We start from the raw sequence: 26,200 nt of genomic DNA, 5'->3' as shown, positions 1-26,200 counted from the left end.
GGTATCGTGTCGACTTCCTGTGAGAGCCGGCTTGCCGGCGATGGGCCGCAAAGCGGCCCCAAAATCTCACTGACTTTCCACCAATCGCGCCAACGCCGCCTTGCGCTTCTCAACCGGCAGCCGCCCCAGCGTTTCAACCCGTGCGTAGAACCGCTGCCAATCCCCTCCCGCCTCCCGAAACACCGCCGCAAACGCCGGCACCCACTGGTCATACAGCCCGAACGGCAACAGCTTGGCATTGCTCATCGGCCCATACATCCACGCGTCATAACGCTTGTCCCCAGCCCACTGGCTATCACGAACCTGGCGATACTCGCGCCGCAACCGCTCGAACTCCGCCTGCTTGGCCGCCCGTTTATGCCCATCATCCAATGGCCCGGCATAAATCGCCTGCAACCGTTCGCGGCTCGCCAACACCAGGCGGACGAACTGGTCCCGCTGTGCGCTCTGGCTTTCGTCGTTCGCAGCAAGCCCACGCGCCGCGCGCCATTGCCGCGTTCCCTCCTGCTCGACGAAGGTGGCAAATGACTCGTTGAACTCGGTGTCGTCCTGCACATAGAAACGCTGGTGAGCCAGCTCATGGAAAATCAGAGTGGCCAGCCGTTCGTCCCCCCAGCCCAGCATCGACGACAAGATCGGGTCGTCGAACCAGCCCAGCGTCGAATAGGCCTCCACACCACCCACATAAACATCCAGACCGTCCTGACGCATCAACGCCGCCGCGCCGCGGGCCGCGCCCTGCCGGTAATAGCCGCGATAGGCGACGCAACCGGCAATCGGGAAGCAATGGGTCACAGGCTGCAGCGAAAGTTCGGGCGTGGCGAACACGTTCCACACCACATAGGGGCGGCCCAGGTCGGCATACACCCGGTAGCTGCGGTTGTCGGGCAGCTCCAAATGCTGGCTGGCAAACACCCGGGCCTGCTCCGCGTGCTGCAGACGTGCACGCAACTTAGCACTGCTGTGTGGATCGGCAATCACCTTTTCCACCGGCTGGCGCGCGCGCAATAGCTGCCATTGACCCTCTGCCAGCTGGCCGTAATAGCCAAGGTTGGAGCAACCGCTCAGCAGAAAAGCGCCCAGCACGGGAACCAAAGCGCTGAAAACGCGGTCGAGTGGCCCAGGGCCTGAGCGCTTCAAAAGAAAAAACCACACCATCTTGGGCTGTCCCACTCGCTCACGGCCGATGCGCTCCAAGACTATCTCGCCAAGGGGGAGTTTCGCCATGCGTGCACTGTTCGTCGCCGGTTCACTGTTACTGGTATCGGCCTGTTCGACCCTGCCCGACCCGGACCCGAACCAGGCCTGGATCGAACTCACCCCGCACGACAACACTTCGCTGCACGCCGTTCAAGTGGACGAGCGCGACTGGGTGGACAACCGCTATTTCGAAGTACAGCCCGGCAGCCACGAGCTGACTGTGCGCTACCAGTTCCCGGTGACACCGAGCAATATCGGCCCGGTCGACGAACCGCTGTGGCGCGACTGCCAGCTCAACCTGACCTTCAAGGACTTCAACGCCGGCCAGCGCTACCAGCTGCAGGCGGGCAGCATCGGCTTCCGCCCGTGGATCAAGCTCTATGACCAGCAGCAGAAGTTGCTCGGTCAGGGCATGCCGGCAGGCTGCCAACGCACCTGAACCGTGCAAACAGCGCTATGCTTGTAGCTTGTGAGTTGCAAGTGGGAGCTTCACCATGCGCCAGCCCATGATGCTGATCGCCCTCAGTGCACTGGGGGCTTGCGCCAGCCCCTTGCCCCCTGTCGACCCCAAGCAGGCCTGGGTCGATCTCTACACCATGACCCCAGGCCGGGTGATCATGGCCGACCGACTCGATGGCAAGCGCCTGGATGATGGCCGCTACTTCCAGGTCACGCCTGGCAAGCACGAGCTGGTGGTACGTTTCGATTATGAAATCTACGCCGGCGGCATGCTGACATCGCCGAAAGATCGCACCTGCTACCTGACCGTGCGCTTTGATGACTTCAAGGCCGGCGAACGTTATCGCCTTGAAGCGCGCGCACCGGTGATGGAACCGCAGGTGCTGCTGTATGACGCCAGCCGCAAGGTCCTGGTCAACGAGCCCAGTGATGTGTTCTGCATCCCGTGAAGCGGGGCCGCCAGGCGGCCCCGGCTAACCTACCGGCCATTCTTCTGGTAGATGATCTTCTTGGTCCCGCCGTCGCAGCTGCCCACGACCATGTTCTGGTCCTTGACCTCGCTGTTGGGCACGATCTCCAGGGTGTAGGACGGCACGCCCTGCGCCTGGATCTTCGCTTCGATCTCGGCCTTGAGTTCCTCGCACGGTTTGACCGCCGCCAGAGCAGAGGTGGCCAGCAGAGATGCCAGCACAACGATTGCTATGCGAATCATGGAACGGCTCCTGGAAGGGCAGCTTGGCTGCCGACACCTTTTAGACTACAGGAAACCTTCTCCGTTGCGCTCCCTAGCCAACCAGCGTGGCATCCAAGCTGATGGTGGCGTTGAGTACCTTGGACACCGGGCACCCAGCCTTGGCCTTGTTGGCAATTTCCAGAAATTGCGCCTCGCTCGCACCCGGCACCTTGGCCTTGAGGATCAGGTGCACGGCGGTAATGGCAAAGCCATCGGGCTGCTTGTCGAGAGTGACTTCGGCAATGGTGTCGATCCGCTCCGCAGTCAGCCCCGCCTCGCCGAGCATCATCGACAGCGCCATGGAGAAGCAGCCGGCATGAGCCGCGCCGATGAGTTCTTCCGGGTTGGTCCCTGGCGAGCCTTCGAACCGCGTATTGAAGCCATAAGGGTTTTGCTTGAGCGCGCCACTCTCCGTCGAGAGCAGGCCTTTGCCGTCCTTCAGGCCACCTTGCCAGATCGCCGATGCTGTCTTTTTCATGCTGCCTCCTGGTCACTCGGTTACTTACCTAAGGTTCAGAGGACAGCGCCCTACGGCAAGTTCAGCCTAATCTCGCTACAGGCATTGAATACGCCGAATGTGCCCATACAGAGTTGAAAAGGCCTTAGGCCCCCCCCCTTCATGGAGGCTTCGATGTCGACGCTGCGTGACCTGAAAATTTCCACTCTCGACCTGGTGCCCGTGCGCGCCGACATGGGGCCCGCGCAATCGTTGCGCAATTCCCTGGACTTGGCCCAGCACGCTGAGCGCTTTGGGTACAACCGCTTCTGGGTGGCCGAGCACCACAACATGGATGGCATCGCCAGTTCGGCCACCTCGGTGCTGATCGGTTACCTGGCGGGCGGCACCTCCACCATTCGCGTGGGCTCCGGCGGCGTCATGCTGCCCAACCACGCGCCACTGGTGATCGCCGAGCAGTTCGGCACCCTGGCCAGCCTGTACCCGGGGCGTATCGACCTGGGCCTGGGCCGTGCGCCAGGCTCCGACCAGATGACCGCCCGCGCCCTGCGCCGCGAGCGATCGGGCAGTGCCGACGACTTCCCCGACGATGTCGAGGAGCTGTCACGCTACCTGGGCCCGCGTACCGATGATCAAAAAGTGATCGCCGTGCCCGGGCACGACACCGAAGTGCCCATGTGGCTGCTGGGCTCCAGCCTGTTCAGCGCCCAACTGGCCGGGATGCGCGGCATGCCCTACGCCTTTGCCTCGCACTTCGCGCCGCGCTACATGCACGAGGCGATACGCATCTACCGTGACCACTTCAAGCCTTCGACCACGCTGGACAAGCCCTACGTGATGCTGGGCATTCCGATGGTGGTGGCCGAGACCGACGAGAAAGCTGAATACCTGGCCACCTCGGTGTACCAGCGCATCCTGGCCCTGATTCGTGGCCAGAGCCTGATGCAGCGGCCACCGGTGGCGAGCATGGACGGGCTGTGGCTGCCCCATGAGCGCGATGCGGTCGGCAGCTTCCTGGGCCTGGCGATGGTCGGCAGCCCACAGAAGGTAAGGGCAAAGGTGGAAGTGTTGCTTGAGCAGACCGGGGCGGATGAGCTGATCTTCACCTGCGACTTGTATGAGCATGCGGACCGAGTGCGGTCCTATGAGTTGCTGGCGCAGGCCTTGAAGGCCGAGTAGGCCGCAATCGCCGGCAAGCCGGCTCCCACACTTTACTGCAGCAATGCAGACCCTGTGGGAGCCGGCTTGCCGGCGATCGGGCCACCGCTCAGCCTCGGCGATAGACGATTTCCTTCGTGCCACCCTCACACGTGCCCACCACCTTGCCGGCCGGCTCGCCCCTTTTGACGATCTCCAGGGTGTAGCCCTTCACGCCTTTGGCATCCAGCTTCGAGGCGATTTCCGCCTTGAGTTCCTCGCACGGCTTCCCAGCCGCCATCGCACCACCTGCCAGCACCATCAGGCCTACTGCTAAAACCAGTTTCTTCATCACTCGCGTTCCTTGTGCAGATGAAAATCGAAAAGGGCGCCGGCCGGGCGCCCCTTTGAGTGTATTACGCCATCACGCCGGGCATTGCCAGCCCGACTCTGTTTCAGCTGTTGGCGATACGGAAGCCCACTTTGATCGTGACCTGGAAGTGCGCTGCCTTGTTGTCACGGATATGGCCGCGGGTGTCGACCACCTCGAACCATTCCAGGTGCTTGATGCTCTTGCCTGCTTCGGCCAGGGCATTGTTGATCGCCTCTTCGATACTGGTGGGCGAGGAACCGACCAGCTCGATCTTCTTGTAGGTGTGATGATCGGACATGAGCGCTCTCCTTGATTGACGGTGAGATTGAGCCTAGCAGCGCAGGCCTGGTTTACCTGCGAGCCGTCGCCCTCGGCGAAAGTTCGATCGCACTTTCGCCCCACCGCGCAGTCGCAATCCTTACAGTCCATTCTGTAAAGGAGAGTCAACATGCACCGCAACTCGCTGCGTAAAACATCCCTGGAGAGCATGGAAGCGGAGATCGAAAGCCTTCTGAAAAGCCTGGAAAACCTCAAGCACGATGCTTCCGAGGAATCCCAGAAGTCGGTGAAGGCCATCCGCAGCAACGCGGAAAGTGCGCTGAAACACTCGCGCAGCCTGCTCAGCGATGCCTATGAGGAAGTCAAGACCCGCACCCGCCAGACCGGCATCGCCACCCGCGATTACGCTCAGGAGCACCCGGTCACCACCGCCGGTGTGGCGCTGGGCGCCCTCGGCCTGCTGGCGGCCTACCTGCTGTACCGCCGCAACTAACCTACCTGCCGTTCCAGTTCCCGGCGCAGCCACTGCGCCAACTGCTCGGCGCGCCCATCTGCGGCGCGCCGTGGCACCCACAGCGCCAGTGCTGCGGGCGTCGGCGCAAACCCCCAAGGTGCACATAGCCGCCCGGCGCGCAAGTCGTCCGCCACCAGTGGTTGCGGCGCGATGGCCACGCCAAGGCCGGCAACTGCGGCTTCGAGCAGGTAATACAGGTGCTCGAAGGCCTGGCCGTACTCCAGCTCAGCAACCTTCAGCCCCTGCTCCTGTGCCCAGGTCGGCCATGCCTGCGGGCGCGACGTGGTATGCAGCAAGGCTTCGCCGAGCAAAGCCTTGGCCGACGCGCGACGCAAGCGCTCGAAGCCCGCGTAGTGTGGGCTGAGTACCGGCCCTATGCGTTCCTCGGCCAGCACATGCACCTGCATGTCTGCCGGCCACGGTGGTTCGGCGTACACCAGCAGCGCATCCAGCCCCGGCCGCCGCGGGTCGAGGTCACCTTCGCCGGCCGACAGGTGCAGGCGCAACTCGGGCAAATCGGCCTTGAGCCGTCCGAGCCTGGGGATGAACCAGCGCGCCAGCAGGCTGCCGGAGCAACCCAGCACGAAGGGCGCTTCGCTGTTGTCCCGGCTCAGCTCGGCACATACACCGCGCAGCTTGTCGAATGCCTCGCCGCTGGCATCGCGGAGCCTGACGCCTGCATCTGTGAGTTTGATGCCTCGCCCGTCCTTGACGAACAGCGCCACGCCCAAGTACGCCTCGAGCACCTTAATCTGCCGGCTCACGGCGCCATGAGTCACATGCAGCGCTTCGGCAGCCTGGCTGACGCTGTTCAGCCGGGCGGTGGCCTCGAAGGCCCGCAGTGCATTGAGGGGAGGGAGATCCTGGGCCATTTGACGTGTGAGTTTTCCTGACAGGTTTGCGCAATCTTATCGGTTTTCAGCCGGGCTTGCCGTGGTTAGAGTAAAGCCCATCACTCATTCATTACGCCCTGGAGCGACCCATGACCCAGACCCAATATCGCGCCGGCCCAGACGCCAACGGCCTGTTCGGCTCGTTCGGCGGCCGCTACGTGGCCGAAACCCTGATGCCCCTGGTGCTGGACTTGGCCCGCGAATACGAAGCCGCCAAGGCCGACCCCAAGTTCCTCGAAGAACTGGCCTACTTCCAGCGCGACTACATCGGCCGCCCCAACCCGCTGTACTTCGCCGAGCGCCTGACCGAACACTGTGGCGGCGCGAAGATCTTCTTCAAGCGTGAAGAGCTCAACCACACCGGCGCGCACAAGGTGAACAACTGCATCGGCCAGGTGTTGCTGGCCAAGCGCATGGGCAAGAAGCGCCTGATCGCCGAAACCGGTGCCGGCATGCACGGCGTGGCAACCGCCACCGTCGCTGCCCGCTTCGGCCTGCCCTGCGTGATCTACATGGGTGCCACCGACATCGAGCGCCAGCAGGCCAACGTGTTCCGCATGAAGCTGCTGGGCGCCGAGATCGTGCCGGTCACCGCCGGTACCGGTACCCTCAAAGACGCCATGAACGAGGCGCTGCGCGACTGGGTCACCAATGTCGACGACACTTTCTACCTGATCGGCACCGTCGCCGGCCCGCACCCTTACCCGGCCATGGTCCGCGACTTCCAGTCGATCATCGGCAAGGAAACCCGCGCCCAGCTGCAGGAAAAGGAAGGCCGCCTGCCTGATAGCCTGATCGCCTGCGTGGGCGGTGGTTCCAACGCCATGGGCCTGTTCCACGACTTCCTCGACGATGCCAGTGTGCAGATCATTGGCGTCGAAGCCGGCGGCCACGGCGTCGATACCGACAAGCATGCCGCTAGCCTCAACGGCGGGGTACCGGGCGTGCTGCACGGCAACCGCACCTACCTGCTGCAGGACGACGACGGCCAGATCACCGACGCCCACTCGATTTCCGCAGGCCTCGACTACCCAGGCATCGGCCCGGAGCACGCCTACCTGCACGAAGTGAAGCGTGTGGAGTACGTCAGCATCACCGACGACGAAGCCCTCGACGCCTTCCACGCCACCTGCCGCCTGGAAGGCATCATCCCGGCCCTAGAAAGCTCCCACGCGCTGGCCGAAGCGATCAAGCGCGCACCGAACCTGCCCAAGGACCACCTGATGGTGATCTGCCTGTCCGGCCGTGGCGACAAAGACATGCAAACCGTGATGAACCACATGGCAGCCCAGGAGAAACAGGCATGAGCCGTCTTGAACAACGCTTCGCCGAGCTGAAGGCCGAAGGCCGCGCTGCCCTGGTCACCTTCGTCACCGCCGGTGACCCTGGCTACGACGCCTCGCTGCAGATCCTCAAGGGCCTGCCGGCTGCCGGTGCCGACGTGATCGAACTGGGCATGCCGTTCACCGATCCGATGGCCGATGGCGTGGCCATCCAGCTCGCCACCCTGCGCGCACTGGAAGCCGGTCAGACGCTGGCCAAGACCCTGCAGATGGTGCGTGAATTCCGCGTGGGCAACCAGGCCACGCCGATCGTGCTGATGGGCTACTACAACCCGATCCACCGCTTTGGCGTGGAAAAGTTCGTCGCTGAAGCGAAAGCGGCCGGTGTCGATGGCCTGATCATCGTCGACCTGCCACCGGAGCACGACGCCGAACTGGCCACCCCAGCCCAGGCATCCGGCATCGATTTCATTCGCCTGACCACCCCGACCACCGACGATGCGCGCCTGCCGCGCGTGCTGGAGCGCAGCTCCGGGTTCGTTTACTACGTGTCGGTGGCCGGTGTGACCGGGGCCGGTTCGGCGACTACCGAACATGTGACCGAGGCGATCACCCGTCTGCGCCGGCATACCGACCTGCCGATCAGCGTTGGTTTCGGTATTCGTACGCCGGAGCAGGCTGCGGCGATCGCGCGGTTGGCCGACGGTGTGGTGGTGGGCTCGGCGCTGGTCGACAAAATTGCCCAGGCCAAAGATGCCGATCAGGCCGTTGGCGATGTATTGAGCCTGTGCTCGGCCTTGGCTGAAGGGGTGCGCGGCGCTCGCCGCTGATCCGCGTCGCCTTCATCGCCAGCAAGCCGGCTCCCACAGGGTTAGGGCTGCACATGCCCACTGTGGAAGCCGGCTTGCCGGCGATAAGGCCAGCAAAACCAACCTATTCCTCAAAGATCGACAGATCCAAAGGCCGCACGGCCCCCATCCAGATCGCATGATCCCGGTGATCCGCCAGCTCATCCCCGGTCAGCGGATGCAGAAACACCACCAACCCCTTCCGATACAACGCCAACCACGGCAACACCACCCCCACCACCTCCGGCCCGAACGCCAGCTGGCAGCTCCAGTCGGGGTGCGGCCCTACCGGCTTCTGGTGCATACGACCCATGGTAACGGGAAACAGCCGCATCGCTTCCTCGCACAGCTCACGGGCCTGATCGAGGGTGCTAGCGTCATAGTAAACGTGGGCGTGGTAGCCCTTTATCCTCTGCACGATAACTCCTGATTGCGGTCAAACCATCACCACCTGCGAAGGGAGTGACGTGGTGAAAAATGCCGAAACCCCAGTGTTCAAACTGGTGCTGTTCGGGGCTGAAAGCAGCCTGGGCAGTGCCCTGATGGTCGAGCTGCTGTCGCGCCAGCATGAGGTCACGGCGGTGGTCGACGACCTCAATCGCCATGCCCCGCGTCCCGGTCTGCATTTCAAGATAGGCGGGCTGGCGAGTGCTGACCAGGCGGAGCAGGGCGCCGCAGGCGGCTCGGCGGTAATCGCCCTGCTGTCTGCGCTGGCGCCCGGAGACCTGCCGGCCCAATGGCGCATGAGCGAAGCGCTGATTGCCGGGCTTGGCCGCACGACTATACGCCAGCTATTGCTGGTGGGCGATTTTGCCGTGCTGGATACGCCAGGCCGCTACAGTGATGAACAGCGCGTCGGGGCGGACCAGGTGGTCGATGCGCTGCAGCGCAGTGCCTTGCACTGGACGCTGATCAATGCGCCAGCGGATTGGCCTGGCATGGGCATGGAGCACTTTCGCACGGCCAGCGGCACGGTGGAGCCGGAGCTGGATGCGCCACTGCGGCGCTTGGCCGGGGTGGCGGCGGGGATGGTCGACATGCTGGAGCTGGGGCTGCACCGGGGCGAGCATCTGAACTTCGTATCCTGAGGCCTCATCGCCGGCAAGCCGGCTCCTACAGCGCTTTCAAAGCCTGTGGTGAACCTGTGGGAGCCGGCTTGCCGGCGATGGGCTGCTCAGCAGCCCCCATCACAGCCCCCGCTCCTGCTCCAGCCAGTCCACGAACCGCTCGATCAGCGCCCCCCGCCGCTTGCGCGGCGGCAGCACCGCGTAATACCCCCGCTTGGACCGCAAACTCCCCTCCAAAGGGCGGCACAACAACCCTTGCTCCACCAACCCATCCACCAGATGCCCCCAGCCAATCGCCATCCCCTGCCCAGCAATCGCCGCCTGGATCAGCAAGGTGTAGTTATCGAACCGCAACTGCCCCGGCGGAGGCGGGCTGGTCACTCCAAACCCGCGAAACACGCCCGCCCAATCGAACCAGCGGCTGGCCTGTTCGCCACGCAAATGAAGCAACGGAAAACGCTGCAAAGCCGCGGCTGACAAGGGTTTGCCATGAATTAGCCGAGGGCTGCAGACGGGAAAGACTTCCTCATCGAACAGCCACCGGCTCTCGCCCTGATGAAATCGCCCATCGCCAAACAGCACCGCCACGTCGATATCCGGCCGCAGCATGGCCTGGCTGCGCTCGCCCGTCACCAGGCTCACATCCACCTGTGGATAAGCCTCATGAAAGCGCTGCAGACGCGGCATCAGCCAGAACGCCGCAAAGGCAAAGTCGGTTGCCACCTGCAGCACTTCCCGCTGGCCGCGCCCGCTGACTGAGGCAATGCCATCGTCCATGGCCTGCAAGCCCTGATGCACCTGATCGAACAGTAACTGGCCCGCTTCGGTCAGTTCGATGCCTCGGTAGATACGGTCGAACAAGCGCGTACCAAGTTGTGCTTCCAGGCGCTTGACCTGCTGGCTCACTGCCGGCTGCGTGGTGCCCAGTTCAAGGGCAGCGGCGGTGAAACCGCGCAGGCGGGCAGCAGCCTCGAACACGCGCAAGGCATCCAGTGACAGGTGGGCAAGGTGATCAAACATAAGCTTGGCTAATCCCAGTCATTGCCCGCCATGGGCTTTACCCATGTTAGCCACAGTCGCATCTTGATAGGCAAGCGGTTCGCATAACCCCAAACAATGGAAGCCTCCCATGACGCGCCCGAATATCCTGTTCATCATGGCCGACCAGATGGCCGCCCCGCTGTTGCCCATCTACGCCCCATCCCCCATCCAGATGCCGCACCTGAGCCGCCTGGCCGAACAGGCAGTGGTGTTCGATTCGGCCTACTGCAACAGCCCCTTGTGCGCGCCGTCCCGCTTCACCCTGGTCAGCGGCCAGCTGCCCAGCCGCATCGGCGCCTACGACAACGCCGCCGACTTCCCCGCCGACATCCCGACTTACGCCCACTACCTGCGCCGCCTCGGCTACCGCACGGCGCTGTCAGGCAAGATGCATTTCTGCGGCCCGGACCAGCTGCACGGCTACGAACAGCGACTGACCAGCGATATCTACCCTGCCGACTACGGCTGGGCAGTCAACTGGGACGCCCCGGACGAACGCCCGAGCTGGTACCACAACATGTCGTCGGTGCTGCAGGCCGGCCCTTGCGTGCGCACCAACCAGCTGGATTTCGACGAAGAAGTGGTGTTCAAAGCCCGCCAGTACCTCTACGACCATGTGCGCGAAAACGATGGCCGACCGTTCTGCCTGACCGTGTCCATGACCCACCCGCACGACCCGTACACCATCCCCAGGCGCTACTGGGATCGCTACGAAGGTGTGGATATCCCCATGCCCCGGGCCGAATTCAGCCAGGCAGAACTCGACCCACACTCCCAACGCCTGCTCAAGGTCTACGACCTGTGGAACAAGCCTGTGCCTGTGGACAAGATCCGCGACGCACGCCGCGCCTACTTCGGCGCCTGCAGCTACATTGACGACAACATCGGCCAACTGTTGCAGACCCTGGAAGAGTGCAACCTGGCCGACGACACCCTCATCGTGTTCTCCGGCGACCACGGCGACATGCTTGGCGAGCGCGGGCTCTGGTACAAGATGCACTGGTTCGAGATGTCGGCACGGGTGCCACTGCTGATTCACGCGCCAAAACGCTTTGCCCCAGCGCGGGTGAGCGCCTCGGTATCGACCTGCGACTTGCTACCGACCCTGGTCGAACTGGCCGGTGGGGCTGTGGATAAATCCCTGCACCTGGACGGCCGTTCGCTGCTCGGCCATCTGCAAGGGCAGGGCGGGCACGATGAGGTGATTGGCGAGTACATGGCCGAAGGCACGGTCGGCCCGCTGATGATGATCCGTCGCGGCGCCTACAAGTTCGTATACAGCGAAGAGGACCCCTGTCTACTCTATGACCTGAACCGCGACCCGCACGAGCGGGAGAACCTCACCGGCAGCCCCGACCACCAGGCGCTGCTGCAGGCATTTGTCGATGAAGCCCGGCAGCGTTGGGATATCCCCAGCCTGCGCCAGCAGGTACTGGCCAGCCAACGGCGGCGCCGCCTGGTGGCCGAAGCGCTGGCCGTCGGCACGCTGAAAAGCTGGGACCACCAACCCTGGGTGGACGCCAGCCAACAGTACATGCGCAACCACATCGATCTCGACGACCTCGAGCGTAAGGCACGTTATCCACAGCCCGCCCCCATGGATTGATGAAGAGAGGCCGCCATGCCCAAGTTTTCCACCGCCGTGTTCGCCCTGGCCCTCGGCCTGACTACCCTCACGGCCCACGCCGACGACGCGCAATGCAGCACCGTGAAACTGGCTGACCCCGGCTGGAGCGACATTGCCTCCACCAACGCTGTTGCCCGCCTGCTCCTGGAGCGCCTGGGCTATCAGGTCAAGATCGACAGCCTGGCGGTGCCGATCATCTATGGCGGCCTGAAAGACGGCAAGGTTGATGCCTTCCTCGGCAACTGGATGCCGGCGCAGCAGGGCTTTCATGACAAGTTCGTCGCCAATGGCGATGTTCAGCAGCTCTCGCGCAACCTGGAGGGAACCGAGTTCACCCTAGCGGTGCCCGACTACGTGTGGAATGCCGGCGTGAAGGATTTTGCCGATCTGCAGAAACAGGCCGACCGCTTCGACAAGAAGCTTTACGGGATCGGCTCCGGCGCCCCCGCCAACTTGTCGCTGAAGGAGATCATCGACAAGAATGAGTTCAACCTCGGCCAATGGAAGCTGGTGGAGTCGAGCGAACAGGCGATGCTGGCGCAGGTAGACCGAGCGGTAAAGAAGAACCAGTTCATCACCTTCCTGGGCTGGACACCGCACCCGATGAACGTGAAGTTGAAGATGCATTACCTGTCGGGTGGGGAGCAGTGGTTCGGCAGCAAGGGCGAGGTCTATACGTTGACCCGCAAGGGTTATCCACAAGCCTGCCCGAATGCGGCTAAGCTGCTGAGCAACCTGAAATTTACCTTGGGCATGGAAAACAGCATCATGGCTGAGGTTGTGGATAAGAAGATCAGCTTCGATGAGGCGGCCAAGGCTTGGGTCAAGGCGAATCCCCAGGTAGTCGAGGGTTGGTTGGCTGGGGTGACTACCCTGGCTGGAGGCAGTGCCCTGGATTTGTAGAACCTGTAGCGGCCTCATCGCCGGCAAGCCGGCTCCCACAGGGATTTCACACACTGCTGTATCTGTGGGAGCCGGCTTGCCGGCGATGAGGCCGCTCCAACCCGCACAAGAACCCAATGCGAGTTACCCGATGATTCACCTGACTCACCTGCTGCCCTTCCTCACCTGGCTGCCCCGCCAATCGGGCCGCAGCCTGCGCCAGGATCTGCTGGTGGGCCTGAGCGGTGCGATCCTCGCCCTGCCACAATCGATCGCCTACGCCCTGATCGCCGGCCTGCCCGCCGAGTACGGCCTGTACGCTGCCATCGTGCCGGTGCTGGTGGCCTGCTTGTGGGGCTCCTCCTGGCACCTGATCTGCGGCCCGACCGCCGCGATCTCAATCGTCCTCTACGCCAGCATCAGCCCCTTGGCCGTGGCCGGGAGCAGCGACTACATCACGCTGGTGCTGCTGTTGACCTTCCTCGGTGGCATCTTCCAATTGCTGCTCGGCCTGCTGCGCTTCGGCGCGCTGGTCAATTTCGTTTCCCATTCGGTGGTGCTCGGGTTCACCCTCGGCGCGGCCATCGTCATCGCCCTCGGCCAGTTGCCCAACCTGCTGGGCATGGACCTGCCAAGCCAGGCGACGGCTCTTAAGACCGTACAGGACCTGGCCAGCCACGCCGGTGAAGTAGACCTGCCTTCGCTGCTGCTTGGCCTGGCCACCGTGGTCATCGGCATGGCCTTCAAGCTCTGGCGCCCACGCTGGCCGAGCCTGTTGATAAGCCTGGTGCTGGTCAGTCTGTTCGCCTGGCTGATGCCGGGCTTCTTCGGCCATGTAGCCCGGGTACCGGCTTTCACTGGCCAACTGCCGCCGCTCAGCCCACTGCCGTTGCTGGACCTGGAACTGATTCTGCGCCTGCTGCCCAGTGCCGTTGCGGTCGGCATGCTTGGCCTGGTGACCAGCCTGTCGATCGCCCGCTCGCTGTCGGCGCGCTCGGAGCAACTGATCGACGCCGATCAGGAAATTCGCGCTCAGGGCCTGTCGAACATCGTTGGCGCATTCTTCTCTGGCTATCTGTCTTCCGGCTCGTTCACCCGCTCGGGCCTGAGCTACGACGCCGGAGCCCGTTCGCCGCTGGCTGGTGTGTTCTCGGCCCTTTGGGTGGCATTGTTCGCGGTGACCGGGGCCGGCTTGATCGCGCACCTGCCGATCCCGGCCATGGCCGGCAGCATTTTACTGATCTGCTGGGGGCTGGTGGACCACCGGGCGATTCGTGCGCTGTTCCGGGTCAGCCGGTCGGAGTTCCTGGTGATGGCGCTGACCGCAGCGGCAACCTTGTTGCTGGAGCTGCAGACGGCCATTTATGCGGGGGTGCTGGCGTCGCTGTTCTTCTACCTCAAGCGCACGTCTCGGCCACGGGTGCAGCAGAGCAGGGAAGGGCAGGCCGATGTATTGCGAGTGGGCGGGTCGATCTTCTTCGGCGCAGCGCATTACCTGCAGGTGCGTTTGCAGCGCTGCCAGGGGCCGCACGTGGTGATCGATGCGCGGCAGGTGAACTTCATCGATTATTCGGGTGTGGATATGTTGCACCGGGAGGCGCGGCGGTTGCGGCGCGCGGGGGGCAGTTTGACGTTGCAGCGGGCCAGGCCGCAGGTGATCGAGGAATTGCAGAAGCTGGAGGGGGTGGAGCTGTGCCCCATTCAATTCGCTGAGTGATGACGGGGGCCGCTTTGCGGCCCCAGATTCTCAACCGCGGGCCAATTGCCGACGCAGCTCGTCCAACACCGGCCCCGTATCCGGCCGTACCCCACGCCAGATAAAGAACGCCTCGGCCGCCTGCTCAGCCAGCATCCCCAGCCCATCCAGCACCTTCGCCGCCCCGAGTTTACTGGCCCACTGGCAAAACGGCGTCGGCTCTTTGCCATACATCATGTCGTAGCACACCGTGCGCCCAGCCTCGACCAGGCTTTCGGCAATCGGCGGCAACTCGCCAGACAGGCTCGCCGAAGTGGCATTGATGATCACGTCCACCGGCTCCTGCAACCAGCTGTAGCCACTCGCTACCACCGGCCCCAGCTCGGAGAACTCGCGCGCCAGCTGCTCGGCCTTTTCCACGGTGCGGTTGGCGACCACCAGCGACTGCGGGTCCAGCGCCAGGATCGGTTCCAGCACACCACGCACCGCACCACCGGCACCCAGGATGAGAATGCGCTTGCCGGTCAGCTCGACCCCGGCGTTCACCGTCAGGTCACGTACCAGGCCGGCGCCGTCGGTGTTGTCGCCCTGCAACGTGCCGTCAGCCAGCTTGCTCAAGGTATTCACCGCGCCAGCACGCTGCGCGCGTGGGGTGAGGCTGTCGCACAGGCGATAGGCCTCTTCCTTGAATGGCACGGTCACGTTGGCGCCGCTGCCTTGCTTGAAGAAGCCGCGGGCGCAGTCGCTGAACTCGTCCAGCGGCGCCAGCAGGGTGGTGTATTCCAGGTCCTGTCCGGTCTGCTCGGCGAACAGCCGGTGAATCAACGGCGACTTGCTGTGGCCGATGGGGTTGCCGAAAACGACGTACTGGTCCATGGGGGCTCCTCGGTTATCCACAGGGCTTACTGGGCAAGCCAGTCGCGGTCTTGCAGGTAGTAGTCGGTCAGGCGCGCTTCTTCGCTGCCGGGCGCTGCCTTCCAGTCATAGCCCCAGCGTACCTGCGGCGGCAGCGACATGAGGATCGACTCGGTGCGGCCACCGGACTGCAGGCCGAACAGGGTGCCGCGGTCGTAGACCAGGTTGAACTCCACGTAACGGCCGCGGCGGTACTCCTGGAATTCGCGCTGTTCAGCGGTGTAGGGCATGGCCTTGCGGCGCTGCACGATCGGCAGGTAGGCGTCCACGTAAGCATCGCCGATAGCGCGGATGAAGGCGAAGCAGGTGTCGAAATCCCACTCGTTCAGGTCATCGAAGAACAGCCCACCGATGCCTCGCGGTTCGCCACGGTGCTTGATGTGGAAGTAGCGGTCGCACCAGGCTTTGTAGCGTGGGTACACGTCGGCGCCGAACGGCGCGCAGGCCTGCTCGGCCACGCGGTGCCAGTGGATGCAGTCTTCCTCATTGCCGTAGTACGGGGTCAGGTCGAAGCCGCCACCGAACCACCACACGGCTTCTTCGCCTTCCTTCTCGGCGATGAAGAAGCGCACATTGGCGTGGGATGTGGGCACATGCGGGTTGTGCGGGTGGATCACCAGCGACACGCCCAGGGCCTCGAAGCCACGGCCCGCCAGCTCGGGGCGGTGGGCACTGGCCGACGGCGGCAGGCCGGCGCCAAACACGTGGGAGAAATTCACCCCGCCTTTCTCGATCACCTTGCCCTCACCGATCACCCGCGTGCGGCCCCCGCCACCGGCTTCGCGCACCCAGGCATCCTCGACGAAGCGGGCGCCGCCGTCTTCGGCTTCGAGGGCAGAGCAGATGCGGTCTTGCAGGTCGAGCAGGTAGGCTTTCACGGCCTCGGTGCGGCTAGTCATCGGGTCACCAGGAACGGGCAGGGAAGAATTCGCCGCGTAGCATACCACCGCCAACCCGCGCGCCGCAGTTGACGGCGATCAAGCAAAGGCGTCCGATAGAAGGCCTTTCCCGATCCCGACAACAGGAGTGCGAGATGGCCAAGCGTATCCAGTTCAGCCAGCATGGCGGCCCGGAAGTGCTGCAGCTTGTGGAGTTCGACCCGGTAGCGCCCGGCCCGCAGCAAGTGCGCGTGCGCAACCATGCGGTGGGCTTGAACTTCATCGACACCTATTTCCGCAGCGGGCTGTACGCACCACCCGCACTGCCGTCTGGCCTGGGCACCGAAGGCGCTGGGGTGGTCGAGGCGGTGGGTGAGGGCGTTTCCCGCCTGAAAGTGGGTGACCGCGTCGCCTATGCCGTCGGCCCGCTAGGCGCCTACAGCGAAGTGCACACGCTGCCCGAAGCCAACCTGGTGAAACTGCCCGACAACATCAGCTTCGAGCAGGCAGCGGCAGTGATGCTCAAGGGTTTGACCGTGCAGTACCTGCTCAAGCAGACCTACGCCGTGCAGCCGGGCGATGTGATCCTGTTCCACGCCGCGGCCGGGGGCGTCGGCTCGCTGGCGTGCCAATGGGCCAAGGCACTCGGCGCCAAGCTGATCGGTACGGTGAGCTCCACCGAGAAGGCCGAGCGAGCCAAGGCACTGGGGGCGTGGGCGACCATCGACTACAGCCGCGAAGACGTGGCCAAGCGCGTGCTGGAGCTGACCGACGGCAAGAAATGCCCGGTGGTGTATGACGGCGTGGGCGCCGACACCTGGTTGACCTCGCTCGACTGCCTGCAGCCGCGCGGGTTGATGGTGAGCTTTGGCAATGCGTCCGGCGCGGTGACCGGGGTGAACCTGGGGATCCTGTCGCAGAAGGGCTCGCTGTATGTCACCCGGCCGACCTTGGCCGGCTATGCCAACAATGCCGAGAACACCCAGGCCATGGCGGATGATCTGTTTGCCATGATTGGCAGTGGCAAGCTGGTGGTAGATATCCAGCAGCGGTATCCGCTGAGTGAGGCGGCCAAGGCGCAGACCGAGCTGTCGGCGCGGCGGACTGTGGGGTCGACTGTTTTGTTGCCTTGAGTGTTATGGCGCCTTTGAGATCGAGCGCCGCGCGGGCGGCGCTCGATCTACGCAACAATGCAAAAACCGAGGCAAGCACCCGTAAGCCTCACACCTACCTCTGCGCCACAGGCGCTGACTCGATGCCATCGAGCATCGCCTCTACCAATCCCTCCGCCATTTCGATCGCATGCAGGCTCGACCAGTACATGCCGCGGCCTTCTTCGCGCAGGTAATCGAGGGTCTTGTAACCCGTCTCGTAGGCGCAGCGCAGGTACAGGGCCACGTGGACCAGGGCGTCGGCGGCGGAGATGTCGGGGTTTACGGTGAAGAGTGGAGGGTGGCCGGCGTCGCAGCGGCCGAAGGGGCGGGTGGAAGTGCAGGGGATTGGTGGGTCGGGGACTATCTTTCTAGCCATTGGAAAATGCTCCTCAAGGCCGCCACCCCATCACTACCACGTGAATTGGGTGGCGACTGTACGCGAGGTGGTAGACCCAGGCATTTTCCAATCCAGGCAGGCTCGAAAGCCTCCCACGCACAGCCGCCATAGACTGTCATGGAAAAACTGCATCCGGGCTACCACACCCGATCGCCAAGTTATTCGGCGACGGTCTGAAGCCTAGAGGCAGGAGTTCCTACTGAGAAGGTGATGGTATTCGATACGAGTTGTAGGAAATTTCCCAAATTAAAGCCCAGGTAGCCCTTTAGATAGGAAATCAGAAAAGTCCCAGGCAACTCGGCTCCCACAGCCCCCAATACAGTCAGCCCCTATTTCAGCCCGGGCGCACGACCTCGCCGGTCACCAGATCACGAATCACACTCGGGTTCTTCCGCCCACCCAGCGCCCCACCGAGTACCAAGTCCAGCTGCCCGTGGAAATACTGCTCTACCCGCAACCGCGTCTTCGCCGCCGGCCGCCCGCCCGGGTTGCACGAGGTGGAAATCAACGGCCCCACCAACGCACACAACTCACGCACCTGCGGATGGTCGCTGACCCGCAGGGCCACCGTGTCATGCTGGCCCGTCACCCACTCCGGCAACAGGTCCTGGTGCGGCACCAGCCAGGTGTTGGGCCCAGGCCAGGTGCTGCCCATGCGGTCGATCCAGTCTTCAGGGAAATCCTCGAACAAGAAGTCGAACTGGCGGATGTTGTCGGCGACCAGAATCAGCCCTTTATCCACAGGCCGCGACTTGAGCGCCAGCAGGCGATACACCGCGTCCTCGTTCCAGGGGTCGCAGCCCAGGCCCCACACCGCTTCCGTCGGATAGGCGATTACCGCGCCGGCCCGGATCTCACGTGCGGCTTGTTGCACACGCCAACTGCTCACCATTTTGTCTCTCCGCATTAAGCCATGGGCGCAGTTTACTTAGCCCACGCGGGCAAACCAACGCCCCGCTTCATTACACACCCGGCCTTCGAGTTCCAGCTCGGTCAATTGCGCCAGCACCTGGGCCAAGGGCAGTTCGCTGCAAACGGCCAGCGCCTCGCTGGTCTGCGGCGCGGCAAGCAGCAAAGCGAGCAGGGGATGGGACGGTTTATCCACAACCGCCGGCGGCAAATTCTGCCAACCCTGCAAGCTTTCCAGGATCTGTTCCACGCTCTCCACCAGCAACGCACCATCGCGGATCAACTGGTGGCAACCCTTGGCTCCCGGGTGGTGGATGGAGCCGGGGATGGCATACACCTCGCGGCCCTGTTCGGCTGCAAGGCGGGCGGTTATCAACGAGCCGCTGGCCAGGCTCGCCTCGACCACCAGCACCCCCAGCGACAGGCCACTGATGATGCGATTGCGCCGGGGAAAGTTGCCCGGCAGCGGGCCGGCATCCAGCGGGTATTCGGAAACCAGCGCGCCACCGCTGTCGATCATCGCCTTGGCCAAGTCGCGGTGGCGCTGTGGATAAAGTTTTTGCAGGCCCGTGCCAAGCACCCCGATCGTGCCCCCTCCAACCTGCAACGCCGCCCGATGAGCGGCGCCGTCGATGCCCAGGGCAAGGCCACTGGTAATGGTGAAGCCGGCTTGCGCCAGGTAACGCGAGAATGCCCTGGCGGTGTCCAGGGCCGGGGGTGAAGCACGCCTGCTGCCCACAACCGCAAGCTGCGGTCGCTCGAGCAAAGCAGGGTCGCCAGCGACGAACAGCAACGGCGGCGGATCGTCGATTTCCGCCAGCAGGGCCGGGTAGCCAGGGCTGTCCCACATCAGTAAATGCTGGCCGGGCCGCTCTAGCCAGGCCATTGCAGCCAGTGCAGCCTCGCGCACGTCGGCACTGCGCCGGGCATCGACGGCGGCCTGCCCCATGCCCAGCGCCCGCCAGGCGCCAGCCGGGGCACTGAGTGCAGAAGAGGCACTGCCGAAGGCTTGCAGCAGGGTATGAAAACGCCGTAATCCGGTTTCCGGCAGGCAATGCAGGCGTAATCGGGCCTCCAGTTCGGCAGGCGAACAATGCGACGGATGGTGACATGGCATGGGGATCATCCTTGATCGAAACAGGGCCATCTACGTGGCACAAGCTGTGGATAACTGTGTGGGTAACACTTTGAAAAGCTGTCCATGAAATGCAGGCTATCAAGCCCATAGTCACCCTAGACGAGCTTGCCAGGTGCCGAAATCGTCGATTCCCTTTATTATGTGTGCTCAGTTTTCAACCGAACGCACAGTGACTGCCTGACCTTATGGCCATCTTGAACATTCTCGAATTCCCGGACCCGCGCCTGCGTACCCTTGCCAAACCGGTGACGGAGTTCGACGACGCCCTGCGTCAGCTGATCGACGACATGTTTGAAACCATGTACGAAGCCCCTGGCATCGGCCTGGCCGCTACCCAGGTCAACGTGCACAAACAGGTCGTGGTCATGGACCTGAGCGAAGACCGCAGCGAGCCGCGCGTCTTCATCAACCCCACTGTCGAAGAGCTGACTCACGACATGGGCCAGTACCAGGAAGGCTGCCTGTCGGTACCGGGCTTCTACGAGAACGTCGACCGCCCACTGCGCGTTCGGGTCAAGGCCCAGGACCGCGACGGCAAGCCGTTCGAGCTGGAATGCGAAGGCCTGCTGGCGGTGTGCGTACAGCACGAGTTCGATCACCTCAACGGCAAGCTGTTCGTCGACTACCTGTCGCAGCTCAAACGCGACCGGATCAAGAAGAAGCTGGAAAAGCAGCACCGCCAGCAAGCCTGATCCCTACCTTCCAGAAGGCTTGCTCCGGCAAGCCTTTTTCTTTTTTGAAGCGAGAACTCCATGCGCATCGTCTTTGCAGGCACTCCAGAGTTTGCCGCCGAACACCTCAAGGCCCTGCTCGACAGCCCCTACGAGATCGTGGCTGTCTACACCCAGCCCGACCGCCCCGCTGGCCGTGGCCAGAAGCTCATGCCGAGCCCGGTCAAGCAATTGGCCGTGGCCCATGACATCCCGGTGTTCCAGCCGCCAACCCTGCGCAACGCCGAAGCACAGGCCGAACTCGCCGCACTCAAGCCCGACCTGATGGTGGTGGTCGCCTATGGCCTGATCCTGCCCCAGGTGGTGCTGGATATCCCACGCCTGGGCTGCATCAACAGCCACGCCTCGCTGCTGCCACGCTGGCGCGGTGCAGCGCCGATCCAGCGCTCCGTCGAAGCCGGCGACGCCGAAAGCGGCGTGACCGTGATGCGCATGGAAGCAGGCCTGGATACCGGCCCCATGCTGCTCAAGGTGGTCACCCCGATCAGCGCCGACGACACGGGTGGTAGCCTGCACGACCGCCTCGCCGAAATGGGCCCGCCTGCGGTGCTGCAGGCCATTGCCGGCCTGGCCGATGGCAGCCTGCAGGGCGAGGTTCAGGACGATGCCCTGGCCACTTATGCACACAAGCTGAACAAGGACGAGGCGCGCATCGACTGGAACCGCCCGGCCGTGGAGCTGGAGCGCCTGATTCGTGCCTTCAACCCCTGGCCGGTGTGCCACAGCACCCTGGACGGCGAGAGCGTGAAGGTGCTGGCCGCCAAGTTGTCCACAGGCAAAGGCGCTCCAGGCGAGATTCTGTCCGCCAGCAAGGACGGCCTGGTGGTTGCCTGCGCTGACCAGGCACTGAGCCTGACCCGACTGCAGTTGCCCGGTGGCAAGGCGTTGGCCTTCAGCGACCTGTTCAACAGCCGCCGCGAGAAGTTCGCCAGTGGCAAGGTGCTTGGCCAATGAACCCACGCCTCGCCGCCGCCCGTGCCTTGGCCGCTGTTCTCAGCGGCAAGGCCTCGCTGAACAGCTCGCTGCCGGCGCAACTGGACAAGGTCGATGAGCGCGACCGTGGCCTGACCCAAGACCTGGCCTTCGGCACCGCTCGCTGGCAGCCGCGCCTCGACCTGCTCGCCGCGCAGTTGCTGCAAAAACCTTTCAAGGCCGCCGATGCTGATGTGCAGGCCTTGCTGCTGGTGGGCCTGTATCAGTTGTTCTACACGCGCATCCCGGCCCACGCCGCCATCGGCGAAACCGTCGGTTGCGCCGACAAGCTCAAGAAGCCCTGGGCCAAGGGCCTGCTTAACGCCGTGCTGCGCCGCGCCCAGCGTGAAGGCGAGGCGCTGCTCGCCGGCATGGAGCGTGACCCGGTGGTGCGCACCGCCCACCCACGCTGGCTGCAAAAGCAATTGAAAGCCTTCTGGCCGGAGCAGTGGGAGGCAATCTGCGCCGCCAACAACGCGCACCCGCCGATGATCCTGCGGGTCAACCGCCGCCACCGCAGCCGCGATGCCTACCTGGCGCTGCTGGCCGAAGCGGGCGTCAGTGCCAGCGCCTGCCCATTCAGCCGCGACGGCATCGTCCTGGTCGAAGCCTGCGATGTGCGCGGCCTGCCGGGCTTCGCCGAAGGCTGGGTCAGTGTGCAGGACGAAGCGGCGCAGCTTTGCGCCGACCTGCTCGAACTGGCGCCCGGCCAGCGCGTGCTCGATGCCTGCTGCGCCCCCGGCGGCAAGACTTGCCACCTGCTCGAAGCCGAGGCGGGCCTGGCGCATGTGGTAGCCATTGACCTGGAAGCCAAGCGCCTGACCCGTGTGCGCGAAAACCTCGACCGCCTCAAGCTGGAGGCCGAGCTGATCGCCTGCGACGCCCGTGACACCGCCAGCTGGTGGGACGGCAAACCCTTCCAGCGCATCCTGCTCGACGCCCCGTGCTCGGCCACCGGCGTGATTCGCCGCCACCCGGACATCAAGCTGACCCGCCAGGCCGACGACATCCCGGCCCTGGCGGCGCTGCAAGGCGAGCTGCTCGATGCCCTGTGGCCAACCCTGGAAGTGGGCGGCATGCTGCTGTACGCCACCTGCTCCAGCCTACCGACCGAGAACACCGAAGTGATCGAGGCCTTCCTCGCCCGCACCCCCGGTGCCCGCGAGCTGGACCTGGCCACCGAGGCCGGCCTGCGCCAGCCCCACGGCCGCCAGTTGTTGGCCCAGGAAGGCGGCCACGACGGTTTCTACTATGCCAAGCTGATCAAGATCGCCGCCTCGCGCGGGTAAGAAAACGTTAGGGAGTAGCGGATGAAGATCATCATCCTCGGCGCAGGGCAGGTGGGCGGTACGCTGGCGGAGCACCTGGCGAGCGAAGCCAACGACATCACCGTGGTCGACACCGACGGCGAGCGCCTGCGCGACCTTGGCGACCGTCTCGACATCCGCACCGTGCAGGGCCGTGGCTCACTGCCCACGGTGCTGCGCCAGGCCGGCGCCGACGACGCCGACATGCTGGTGGCGGTGACCAACAGCGACGAAACCAACATGGTCGCCTGCCAGGTGGCCTATTCGCTGTTCCACACCCCGACCAAGATCGCCCGGGTGCGCGAATCGGCCTACCTCACCCGCGAGGAGCTGTTCGACAACGACCACATCCCGGTGGACGTGCTGATCAGCCCCGAGCAGGTAGTGACCAACTACATCAAGCGCCTGATCGAACACCCAGGATCGCTGCAGGTGATCGACTTCGCCGAAGGCAAGGCCCAGCTAGTGGCGGTCAAGGCGTACTACGGCGGCCCGCTGGTGGGCCAGCAACTGCGCCAGATCCGCGCGCACATGCCCAACGTCGACACCCGCGTGGCCGCGATCTTCCGCCGCGACCGGCCAATAACCCCACGCGGCGATACTGTGATCGAAGCGGACGACGAGGTGTTCTTCATTGCCGCACGTAAGGACATCCGCGCCGTGATGGGCGAACTGCGGCGCATCGACGAAACCAACAAGCGCGTGGTCATCGCCGGTGGTGGGCAGATTGGCGAGCGCCTGGCCGAGGCCATCGAAAGCCGCTATCAGGTGAAGATCATCGAGATGAGCCCGGCGCGCTGCCGCCACCTCTCCGACACCCTGGAAAGCACCGTGGTGCTTCAAGGCAGCGCCTCGGACAAGGATCTGATGCTCGAAGAGAACATCGCCGATGCCGACATCTTCCTGGCCCTGACCAACGACGACGAGGCCAACATCATGTCGTCGCTGCTGGCCAAGCGCCTGGGCGCGCGCAAGGTGATGACCATCATCAACAACCCGGCCTACGTCGACCTGGTGCAAGGTGGCGACATCGATATCGCCATCAGCCCGCAGCTGGCCACCATCGGCACCTTGCTGGCGCACGTGCGCCGGGGCGATATCGTCAGCGTGCACTCCCTGCGCCGCGGCGCAGCGGAGGCCATCGAAGCGGTGGCGCATGGTGATGCGAAGTCGAGCAAGGTGGTCGGCAAGGCCATCGAAGACATCACCCTGCCGCCGGGTACCACCATCGGCGCGATCATTCGCGATGAAGAGGTACTCATCGCCCATGACGATACGGTGATCGAGTCGGGTGACCATGTGATTCTGTTCGTTGTGGATAAAAAGCATATTCGGGATGTGGAGAAGCTGTTCCACGTCGGCTTGAGTTTCTTCTAGGAGAAGAGGGCATGCGCGAATCGCTGGAGAAGATGCTGGCCAAGGGTGTGGATAACCCCCTGCTGCGGTTTGGCCTGGGCAAGGCCTGGCTGGATGAGGGCAACGGGGCCGAGGCGGCCGTGCACTTGGCTCGCTGTGTGGAGCAGGATCCGAAGTATTCGGCGGCCTGGAAACTGCTGGGCAAGGCCTATCAGTTGCAAGGTGACGTAGCGGCAGCGCGCAAGGCTTGGGAAGACGGGATCGTGGCGGCGCAGGCCCATGGGGACAAACAGGCCGAGAAGGAAATGGCGGTGTTCCTCAAGAAGCTGAACAAGGTTTGAGACCCTGGGCTGCTTTGCAGCCCATCGCTGGCAAGCCAGCTCCCAGAATGCCCTATGTACACTGCGGTCAATATGGGCTGGCTTGCCAGCGAAGGGGGCGCAAAGCGCCCCCAAAACCTCAATACCAGCGCGCCTCTCCAGCCGGGCGCTTCTTGAAGCGCTTCATGCTCCACATGTACTGGCTCGGGTACTCACGCACATACCGCTCGACCACCTTGCTCATGGCCGCCGCCGACACGTTCACGTCGGTGCTGTACATTTCCTCCGGCGCCGCCTCCAGAAACACCTTGAAGCCCGATCCATCCGGCAGCCGCAGGGCATGCAGGAACACCCCCACCGCCTTGCCACCGGCCAGCATGTTCGGTACGAACTTGCTGGTCAGCGCCTGCGTCCCGAGGAACGGCACGAACACACCGGCCGACTCCGCCGGCTCCGGGTCGGCTGGAATGCCCACCTGCCCACCCCGGCGCACTTCCTTGATCACGCTGAGGATGCCTTCCTTGGTCGAAGGCGCCACGCGGTTGCCCATCTGCACGCGCTGCTCGCGCAGCAGGTCATCCACTGCCTTCAGCTTCGGCGGGCGGTAGAAAATGATCGGTTTGCACTGGTTGCAGTAGAAGTGGTTGAGCACTTCCCAGTTGCCCAGGTGGCTGGTGATGCCGACCACACCCTTGCCTGAGGCCAGGGCCTGCTCCAGCACTTCCAGGCCGTGCACTTCCTTGACCAGGTCGAGTGAGCGCTGCGGCGGCCAGATCCAGGCACAGGCGCTTTCGACGAACGACTTGCCAATATCTTTCAGTGCGCGGCCCACCAGCTGCTCGCGCTCAACCGGGTCCATCTCCGGGAAGCACTTGGCCAGGTTGATCCGCACCACATTGCGCGACCCATTGGGGACTTTCCACATCAGCCAGCCGATACCGGCGCCAACGCGCTGCACAGCGCTCCAGGGCAGCTTGGCAAACAGGCGTAGCACCCCGACCATCAGGGCGCCCTTGAACTTTTCCACAGGCGAATTCCTTATTTCAGCAAGGCGCGCATTGTAACCCCTCAGCGCCGCAAGGCGGCGTAGCGATCGCAGTCGGTGGTGTGGTCCATGACCATGCCGGTGGCCTGCATGAAGGCGTAGCAGATGGTCGGGCCGACGAAGGTGAAGCCGGCTTTCTGCAGGGCCTTGCTCATCGCCTTGGCCTCGTCGGTGACGGCCGGGACTTCGCTGCGGGTTTTGAAGTGGTTGATCTTCGGCTCGCCGCCGACGAACGACCACAGCCATTCGGCGGGGTTTTCCAGCGCCAGCCAGGCCTGGGCATTGCGCCTTATGGCCTTGAGCTTGAGGCGGTTGCGGATGATGCCGGTATCGAGCATCAGCTCCTCGACCCGTTCGTCGCTCATCTGCGCCAGCCTGTGCGGGTCGAAGCCGTGCAGCACCTCGCGATAGCGCTCGCGTTTGCGCAGCACTGTGATCCATGACAACCCCGCCTGGAACCCTTCGAGCAAAAGCATCTCGAAGAGCAACGCCGGGTCACGCTGCGGCGTTCCCCATTCCTGGTCGTGGTAGGCCTGGTACAACGGATCGTCGGTACACCAAAAGCAGCGTGGCATAAGGCTCCAATGAG

31 protein-coding genes are annotated in these 26,200 nt (G+C 63.9%); 16 read left to right on the top strand and 15 right to left on the bottom strand.

Features of this window, described 5'->3' with window-relative positions; genetic code table 11:
• Positions 1 to 66: 66 nt before the first annotated feature.
• Complete coding sequence (locus KU43P_RS00245; RefSeq protein WP_317663919.1) at positions 67 to 1,140, bottom strand: aminopeptidase; 1,074 nt, start codon at positions 1,138 to 1,140, stop codon at positions 67 to 69.
• 85 nt (positions 1,141 to 1,225) lie between these two features.
• On the opposite strand from KU43P_RS00245, the gene KU43P_RS00240 reads away from it, so the two are divergent.
• On the top strand, positions 1,226 to 1,639 hold the full coding sequence (locus tag KU43P_RS00240; RefSeq protein ID WP_317660529.1) for a hypothetical protein: 414 nt from the start codon (positions 1,226 to 1,228) through the stop codon (positions 1,637 to 1,639).
• A 55-nt stretch (positions 1,640 to 1,694) separates the two neighbouring features.
• A complete protein-coding gene (locus KU43P_RS00235) occupies positions 1,695 to 2,108 on the top strand; it encodes a hypothetical protein (RefSeq protein WP_176511713.1) in 414 nt (137 codons plus the stop codon).
• Positions 2,109 to 2,137: 29 nt separating this feature from the next.
• On the opposite strand, the gene KU43P_RS00230 is transcribed toward KU43P_RS00235, so the two are convergent.
• Together KU43P_RS00230 and KU43P_RS00225 are read right to left on the bottom strand one after the other, a co-directional pair.
• On the bottom strand, positions 2,138 to 2,371 hold the full coding sequence (locus KU43P_RS00230; RefSeq protein ID WP_317660528.1) for a DUF1161 domain-containing protein: 234 nt from the start codon (positions 2,369 to 2,371) through the stop codon (positions 2,138 to 2,140).
• A gap of 73 nt (positions 2,372 to 2,444) precedes the next feature.
• On the bottom strand, positions 2,445 to 2,870 hold the full coding sequence (locus KU43P_RS00225) for an OsmC family protein (RefSeq protein ID WP_317660527.1): 426 nt from the start codon (positions 2,868 to 2,870) through the stop codon (positions 2,445 to 2,447).
• 153 nt (positions 2,871 to 3,023) lie between these two features.
• Here KU43P_RS00225 and KU43P_RS00220 point away from each other — a divergent pair, with 153 nt between their 5' ends.
• Entirely contained in the window at positions 3,024 to 4,028 is a 1,005-nt protein-coding gene (locus tag KU43P_RS00220; RefSeq protein WP_317660526.1) for an LLM class flavin-dependent oxidoreductase, read from the top strand.
• 88 nt (positions 4,029 to 4,116) lie between these two features.
• Here KU43P_RS00220 and KU43P_RS00215 read toward each other — a convergent pair whose 3' ends face one another.
• Together KU43P_RS00215 and KU43P_RS00210 are read right to left on the bottom strand one after the other, a co-directional pair.
• On the bottom strand, positions 4,117 to 4,338 hold the full coding sequence (locus KU43P_RS00215) for a DUF1161 domain-containing protein (protein ID WP_317660525.1): 222 nt from the start codon (positions 4,336 to 4,338) through the stop codon (positions 4,117 to 4,119).
• Between the two features lie 103 nt (positions 4,339 to 4,441).
• A complete protein-coding gene (locus tag KU43P_RS00210; protein ID WP_317660524.1) occupies positions 4,442 to 4,657 on the bottom strand; it encodes a dodecin in 216 nt (71 codons plus the stop codon).
• Between the two features lie 150 nt (positions 4,658 to 4,807).
• Here KU43P_RS00210 and KU43P_RS00205 point away from each other — a divergent pair, with 150 nt between their 5' ends.
• Positions 4,808 to 5,131 carry a YqjD family protein gene (locus KU43P_RS00205; protein WP_317660523.1) on the top strand — a complete coding sequence of 108 codons (324 nt, stop codon included), beginning with the start codon at positions 4,808 to 4,810 and terminating at the stop codon, positions 5,129 to 5,131.
• On the opposite strand, the gene KU43P_RS00200 is transcribed toward KU43P_RS00205, so the two are convergent.
• Complete coding sequence (locus KU43P_RS00200) at positions 5,128 to 6,024, bottom strand: LysR family transcriptional regulator (protein WP_317660522.1); 897 nt, start codon at positions 6,022 to 6,024, stop codon at positions 5,128 to 5,130. The genes KU43P_RS00205 and KU43P_RS00200 overlap by 4 nt on opposite strands.
• A gap of 110 nt (positions 6,025 to 6,134) precedes the next feature.
• On the opposite strand from KU43P_RS00200, the gene trpB reads away from it, so the two are divergent.
• Complete coding sequence (gene trpB / locus KU43P_RS00195) at positions 6,135 to 7,352, top strand: tryptophan synthase subunit beta (RefSeq protein ID WP_317660521.1); 1,218 nt, start codon at positions 6,135 to 6,137, stop codon at positions 7,350 to 7,352.
• Positions 7,349 to 8,158: a tryptophan synthase subunit alpha gene (gene trpA / locus KU43P_RS00190; protein ID WP_317660520.1), complete on the top strand. Its 810-nt coding sequence runs from the start codon at positions 7,349 to 7,351 to the stop codon at positions 8,156 to 8,158. The genes trpB and trpA overlap by 4 nt, the downstream gene beginning before the upstream one ends.
• A gap of 103 nt (positions 8,159 to 8,261) precedes the next feature.
• On the opposite strand, the gene KU43P_RS00185 is transcribed toward trpA, so the two are convergent.
• Positions 8,262 to 8,594 carry a DOPA 4,5-dioxygenase family protein gene (locus KU43P_RS00185; RefSeq protein WP_317660519.1) on the bottom strand — a complete coding sequence of 111 codons (333 nt, stop codon included), beginning with the start codon at positions 8,592 to 8,594 and terminating at the stop codon, positions 8,262 to 8,264.
• A 52-nt stretch (positions 8,595 to 8,646) separates the two neighbouring features.
• Between KU43P_RS00185 and KU43P_RS00180 the strand changes: the two genes are divergently transcribed.
• The gene (locus KU43P_RS00180) at positions 8,647 to 9,264 is read left to right on the top strand and encodes an NAD(P)-dependent oxidoreductase (protein ID WP_317660518.1); all 618 of its coding nucleotides are present in this window, start codon (positions 8,647 to 8,649) and stop codon (positions 9,262 to 9,264) included.
• Positions 9,265 to 9,363: 99 nt separating this feature from the next.
• Here the strand turns inward: KU43P_RS00180 and KU43P_RS00175 are convergent, their stop codons facing one another.
• Entirely contained in the window at positions 9,364 to 10,263 is a 900-nt protein-coding gene (locus tag KU43P_RS00175) for a choline sulfate utilization transcriptional regulator (RefSeq protein WP_317660517.1), read from the bottom strand.
• Positions 10,264 to 10,372: 109 nt separating this feature from the next.
• Here KU43P_RS00175 and betC point away from each other — a divergent pair, with 109 nt between their 5' ends.
• The 3 genes from betC to KU43P_RS00160 all read left to right on the top strand — a co-directional run bounded on the left by betC (position 10,373) and on the right by KU43P_RS00160 (position 14,510).
• Positions 10,373 to 11,890, top strand: a complete 1,518-nt coding sequence (gene betC / locus KU43P_RS00170; protein WP_317660516.1) for a choline-sulfatase — start codon at positions 10,373 to 10,375, stop codon at positions 11,888 to 11,890.
• Positions 11,891 to 11,905: 15 nt separating this feature from the next.
• Positions 11,906 to 12,814 carry a choline ABC transporter substrate-binding protein gene (gene choX, locus KU43P_RS00165; protein ID WP_317660515.1) on the top strand — a complete coding sequence of 303 codons (909 nt, stop codon included), beginning with the start codon at positions 11,906 to 11,908 and terminating at the stop codon, positions 12,812 to 12,814.
• A 130-nt stretch (positions 12,815 to 12,944) separates the two neighbouring features.
• Positions 12,945 to 14,510, top strand: a complete 1,566-nt coding sequence (locus tag KU43P_RS00160) for a SulP family inorganic anion transporter (RefSeq protein ID WP_317660514.1) — start codon at positions 12,945 to 12,947, stop codon at positions 14,508 to 14,510.
• A gap of 30 nt (positions 14,511 to 14,540) precedes the next feature.
• Here KU43P_RS00160 and aroE read toward each other — a convergent pair whose 3' ends face one another.
• The gene (aroE, locus tag KU43P_RS00155) at positions 14,541 to 15,365 is read right to left on the bottom strand and encodes a shikimate dehydrogenase (RefSeq protein WP_317660513.1); all 825 of its coding nucleotides are present in this window, start codon (positions 15,363 to 15,365) and stop codon (positions 14,541 to 14,543) included.
• 26 nt (positions 15,366 to 15,391) lie between these two features.
• On the bottom strand, positions 15,392 to 16,303 hold the full coding sequence (hemF, locus tag KU43P_RS00150) for an oxygen-dependent coproporphyrinogen oxidase (protein ID WP_317660512.1): 912 nt from the start codon (positions 16,301 to 16,303) through the stop codon (positions 15,392 to 15,394).
• Between the two features lie 134 nt (positions 16,304 to 16,437).
• Between hemF and KU43P_RS00145 the strand changes: the two genes are divergently transcribed.
• The gene (locus KU43P_RS00145; protein ID WP_317660511.1) at positions 16,438 to 17,415 is read left to right on the top strand and encodes an NADPH:quinone reductase; all 978 of its coding nucleotides are present in this window, start codon (positions 16,438 to 16,440) and stop codon (positions 17,413 to 17,415) included.
• A 94-nt stretch (positions 17,416 to 17,509) separates the two neighbouring features.
• Here the strand turns inward: KU43P_RS00145 and KU43P_RS00140 are convergent, their stop codons facing one another.
• From KU43P_RS00140 to dprA, 3 genes are all read right to left on the bottom strand, one after another.
• Entirely contained in the window at positions 17,510 to 17,812 is a 303-nt protein-coding gene (locus tag KU43P_RS00140; RefSeq protein ID WP_317660510.1) for a hypothetical protein, read from the bottom strand.
• A gap of 355 nt (positions 17,813 to 18,167) precedes the next feature.
• Positions 18,168 to 18,725 (bottom strand): L-threonylcarbamoyladenylate synthase, encoded by a 558-nt coding sequence (locus KU43P_RS00135; RefSeq protein ID WP_176511733.1) that lies wholly within the window; start codon positions 18,723 to 18,725, stop codon positions 18,168 to 18,170.
• Positions 18,726 to 18,761: 36 nt separating this feature from the next.
• A complete protein-coding gene (dprA, locus tag KU43P_RS00130; protein WP_317660509.1) occupies positions 18,762 to 19,859 on the bottom strand; it encodes a DNA-processing protein DprA in 1,098 nt (365 codons plus the stop codon).
• 206 nt (positions 19,860 to 20,065) lie between these two features.
• Between dprA and def the strand changes: the two genes are divergently transcribed.
• The 5 genes from def to KU43P_RS00105 are packed head-to-tail and all read left to right on the top strand — an operon-like array spanning position 20,066 to position 24,587.
• Positions 20,066 to 20,572, top strand: coding sequence for a peptide deformylase (gene def / locus KU43P_RS00125; RefSeq protein WP_176511735.1), 507 nt, complete (start codon positions 20,066 to 20,068; stop codon positions 20,570 to 20,572).
• A gap of 60 nt (positions 20,573 to 20,632) precedes the next feature.
• Positions 20,633 to 21,565, top strand: coding sequence for a methionyl-tRNA formyltransferase (fmt, locus tag KU43P_RS00120; RefSeq protein ID WP_317660508.1), 933 nt, complete (start codon positions 20,633 to 20,635; stop codon positions 21,563 to 21,565).
• Positions 21,562 to 22,872: a 16S rRNA (cytosine(967)-C(5))-methyltransferase RsmB gene (gene rsmB / locus KU43P_RS00115; protein ID WP_317660507.1), complete on the top strand. Its 1,311-nt coding sequence runs from the start codon at positions 21,562 to 21,564 to the stop codon at positions 22,870 to 22,872. Before fmt ends, rsmB begins: the two co-directional genes overlap by 4 nt.
• Positions 22,873 to 22,893: 21 nt before the next feature.
• A complete protein-coding gene (trkA, locus tag KU43P_RS00110; protein WP_317660506.1) occupies positions 22,894 to 24,267 on the top strand; it encodes a Trk system potassium transporter TrkA in 1,374 nt (457 codons plus the stop codon).
• Between the two features lie 11 nt (positions 24,268 to 24,278).
• A complete protein-coding gene (locus KU43P_RS00105) occupies positions 24,279 to 24,587 on the top strand; it encodes a tetratricopeptide repeat protein (RefSeq protein WP_317660505.1) in 309 nt (102 codons plus the stop codon).
• 118 nt (positions 24,588 to 24,705) lie between these two features.
• On the opposite strand, the gene KU43P_RS00100 is transcribed toward KU43P_RS00105, so the two are convergent.
• Both KU43P_RS00100 and KU43P_RS00095 read right to left on the bottom strand, forming a co-directional pair.
• Entirely contained in the window at positions 24,706 to 25,593 is an 888-nt protein-coding gene (locus tag KU43P_RS00100) for a lysophospholipid acyltransferase (RefSeq protein WP_317660504.1), read from the bottom strand.
• A gap of 41 nt (positions 25,594 to 25,634) precedes the next feature.
• Positions 25,635 to 26,186, bottom strand: coding sequence for a DNA-3-methyladenine glycosylase I (locus tag KU43P_RS00095; protein WP_317660503.1), 552 nt, complete (start codon positions 26,184 to 26,186; stop codon positions 25,635 to 25,637).
• Positions 26,187 to 26,200: the final 14 nt, after the last annotated feature.

It is taken from the genome of Pseudomonas sp. KU43P (genome assembly GCF_033095865.1).
Taxonomy (GTDB): Bacteria; Pseudomonadota; Gammaproteobacteria; order Pseudomonadales; family Pseudomonadaceae; genus Aquipseudomonas.
Note: the sequence above shows the minus strand (reverse complement) of the source record. Positions and strands in the feature narration are given on the sequence as shown.

What these genes read in the sequence shown, in the direction of transcription:
- KU43P_RS00240 (WP_317660529.1), top strand. Translation starts at nt 1,226, where the DNA reads ATGCGTGCACTGTTCGTCGCCGGTTCACTGTTACTGGTATCGGCCTGT.
- KU43P_RS00235 (WP_176511713.1), top strand. Translation starts at nt 1,695, where the DNA reads ATGCGCCAGCCCATGATGCTGATCGCCCTCAGTGCACTGGGGGCTTGC.
- KU43P_RS00230 (WP_317660528.1), bottom strand. Translation starts at nt 2,371, where the DNA reads ATGATTCGCATAGCAATCGTTGTGCTGGCATCTCTGCTGGCCACCTCT.
- KU43P_RS00225 (WP_317660527.1), bottom strand. Translation starts at nt 2,870, where the DNA reads ATGAAAAAGACAGCATCGGCGATCTGGCAAGGTGGCCTGAAGGACGGC.
- KU43P_RS00220 (WP_317660526.1), top strand. Translation starts at nt 3,024, where the DNA reads ATGTCGACGCTGCGTGACCTGAAAATTTCCACTCTCGACCTGGTGCCC.
- KU43P_RS00215 (WP_317660525.1), bottom strand. Translation starts at nt 4,338, where the DNA reads ATGAAGAAACTGGTTTTAGCAGTAGGCCTGATGGTGCTGGCAGGTGGT.
- KU43P_RS00210 (WP_317660524.1), bottom strand. Translation starts at nt 4,657, where the DNA reads ATGTCCGATCATCACACCTACAAGAAGATCGAGCTGGTCGGTTCCTCG.
- KU43P_RS00205 (WP_317660523.1), top strand. Translation starts at nt 4,808, where the DNA reads ATGCACCGCAACTCGCTGCGTAAAACATCCCTGGAGAGCATGGAAGCG.
- KU43P_RS00200 (WP_317660522.1), bottom strand. Translation starts at nt 6,024, where the DNA reads ATGGCCCAGGATCTCCCTCCCCTCAATGCACTGCGGGCCTTCGAGGCC.
- trpB (WP_317660521.1), top strand. Translation starts at nt 6,135, where the DNA reads ATGACCCAGACCCAATATCGCGCCGGCCCAGACGCCAACGGCCTGTTC.
- trpA (WP_317660520.1), top strand. Translation starts at nt 7,349, where the DNA reads ATGAGCCGTCTTGAACAACGCTTCGCCGAGCTGAAGGCCGAAGGCCGC.
- KU43P_RS00175 (WP_317660517.1), bottom strand. Translation starts at nt 10,263, where the DNA reads ATGTTTGATCACCTTGCCCACCTGTCACTGGATGCCTTGCGCGTGTTC.
- betC (WP_317660516.1), top strand. Translation starts at nt 10,373, where the DNA reads ATGACGCGCCCGAATATCCTGTTCATCATGGCCGACCAGATGGCCGCC.
- choX (WP_317660515.1), top strand. Translation starts at nt 11,906, where the DNA reads ATGCCCAAGTTTTCCACCGCCGTGTTCGCCCTGGCCCTCGGCCTGACT.
- KU43P_RS00160 (WP_317660514.1), top strand. Translation starts at nt 12,945, where the DNA reads ATGATTCACCTGACTCACCTGCTGCCCTTCCTCACCTGGCTGCCCCGC.
- aroE (WP_317660513.1), bottom strand. Translation starts at nt 15,365, where the DNA reads ATGGACCAGTACGTCGTTTTCGGCAACCCCATCGGCCACAGCAAGTCG.
- hemF (WP_317660512.1), bottom strand. Translation starts at nt 16,303, where the DNA reads ATGACTAGCCGCACCGAGGCCGTGAAAGCCTACCTGCTCGACCTGCAA.
- KU43P_RS00145 (WP_317660511.1), top strand. Translation starts at nt 16,438, where the DNA reads ATGGCCAAGCGTATCCAGTTCAGCCAGCATGGCGGCCCGGAAGTGCTG.
- KU43P_RS00140 (WP_317660510.1), bottom strand. Translation starts at nt 17,812, where the DNA reads ATGGCTAGAAAGATAGTCCCCGACCCACCAATCCCCTGCACTTCCACC.
- KU43P_RS00135 (WP_176511733.1), bottom strand. Translation starts at nt 18,725, where the DNA reads ATGGTGAGCAGTTGGCGTGTGCAACAAGCCGCACGTGAGATCCGGGCC.
- dprA (WP_317660509.1), bottom strand. Translation starts at nt 19,859, where the DNA reads ATGCCATGTCACCATCCGTCGCATTGTTCGCCTGCCGAACTGGAGGCC.
- def (WP_176511735.1), top strand. Translation starts at nt 20,066, where the DNA reads ATGGCCATCTTGAACATTCTCGAATTCCCGGACCCGCGCCTGCGTACC.
- fmt (WP_317660508.1), top strand. Translation starts at nt 20,633, where the DNA reads ATGCGCATCGTCTTTGCAGGCACTCCAGAGTTTGCCGCCGAACACCTC.
- rsmB (WP_317660507.1), top strand. Translation starts at nt 21,562, where the DNA reads ATGAACCCACGCCTCGCCGCCGCCCGTGCCTTGGCCGCTGTTCTCAGC.
- trkA (WP_317660506.1), top strand. Translation starts at nt 22,894, where the DNA reads ATGAAGATCATCATCCTCGGCGCAGGGCAGGTGGGCGGTACGCTGGCG.
- KU43P_RS00105 (WP_317660505.1), top strand. Translation starts at nt 24,279, where the DNA reads ATGCGCGAATCGCTGGAGAAGATGCTGGCCAAGGGTGTGGATAACCCC.
- KU43P_RS00095 (WP_317660503.1), bottom strand. Translation starts at nt 26,186, where the DNA reads ATGCCACGCTGCTTTTGGTGTACCGACGATCCGTTGTACCAGGCCTAC.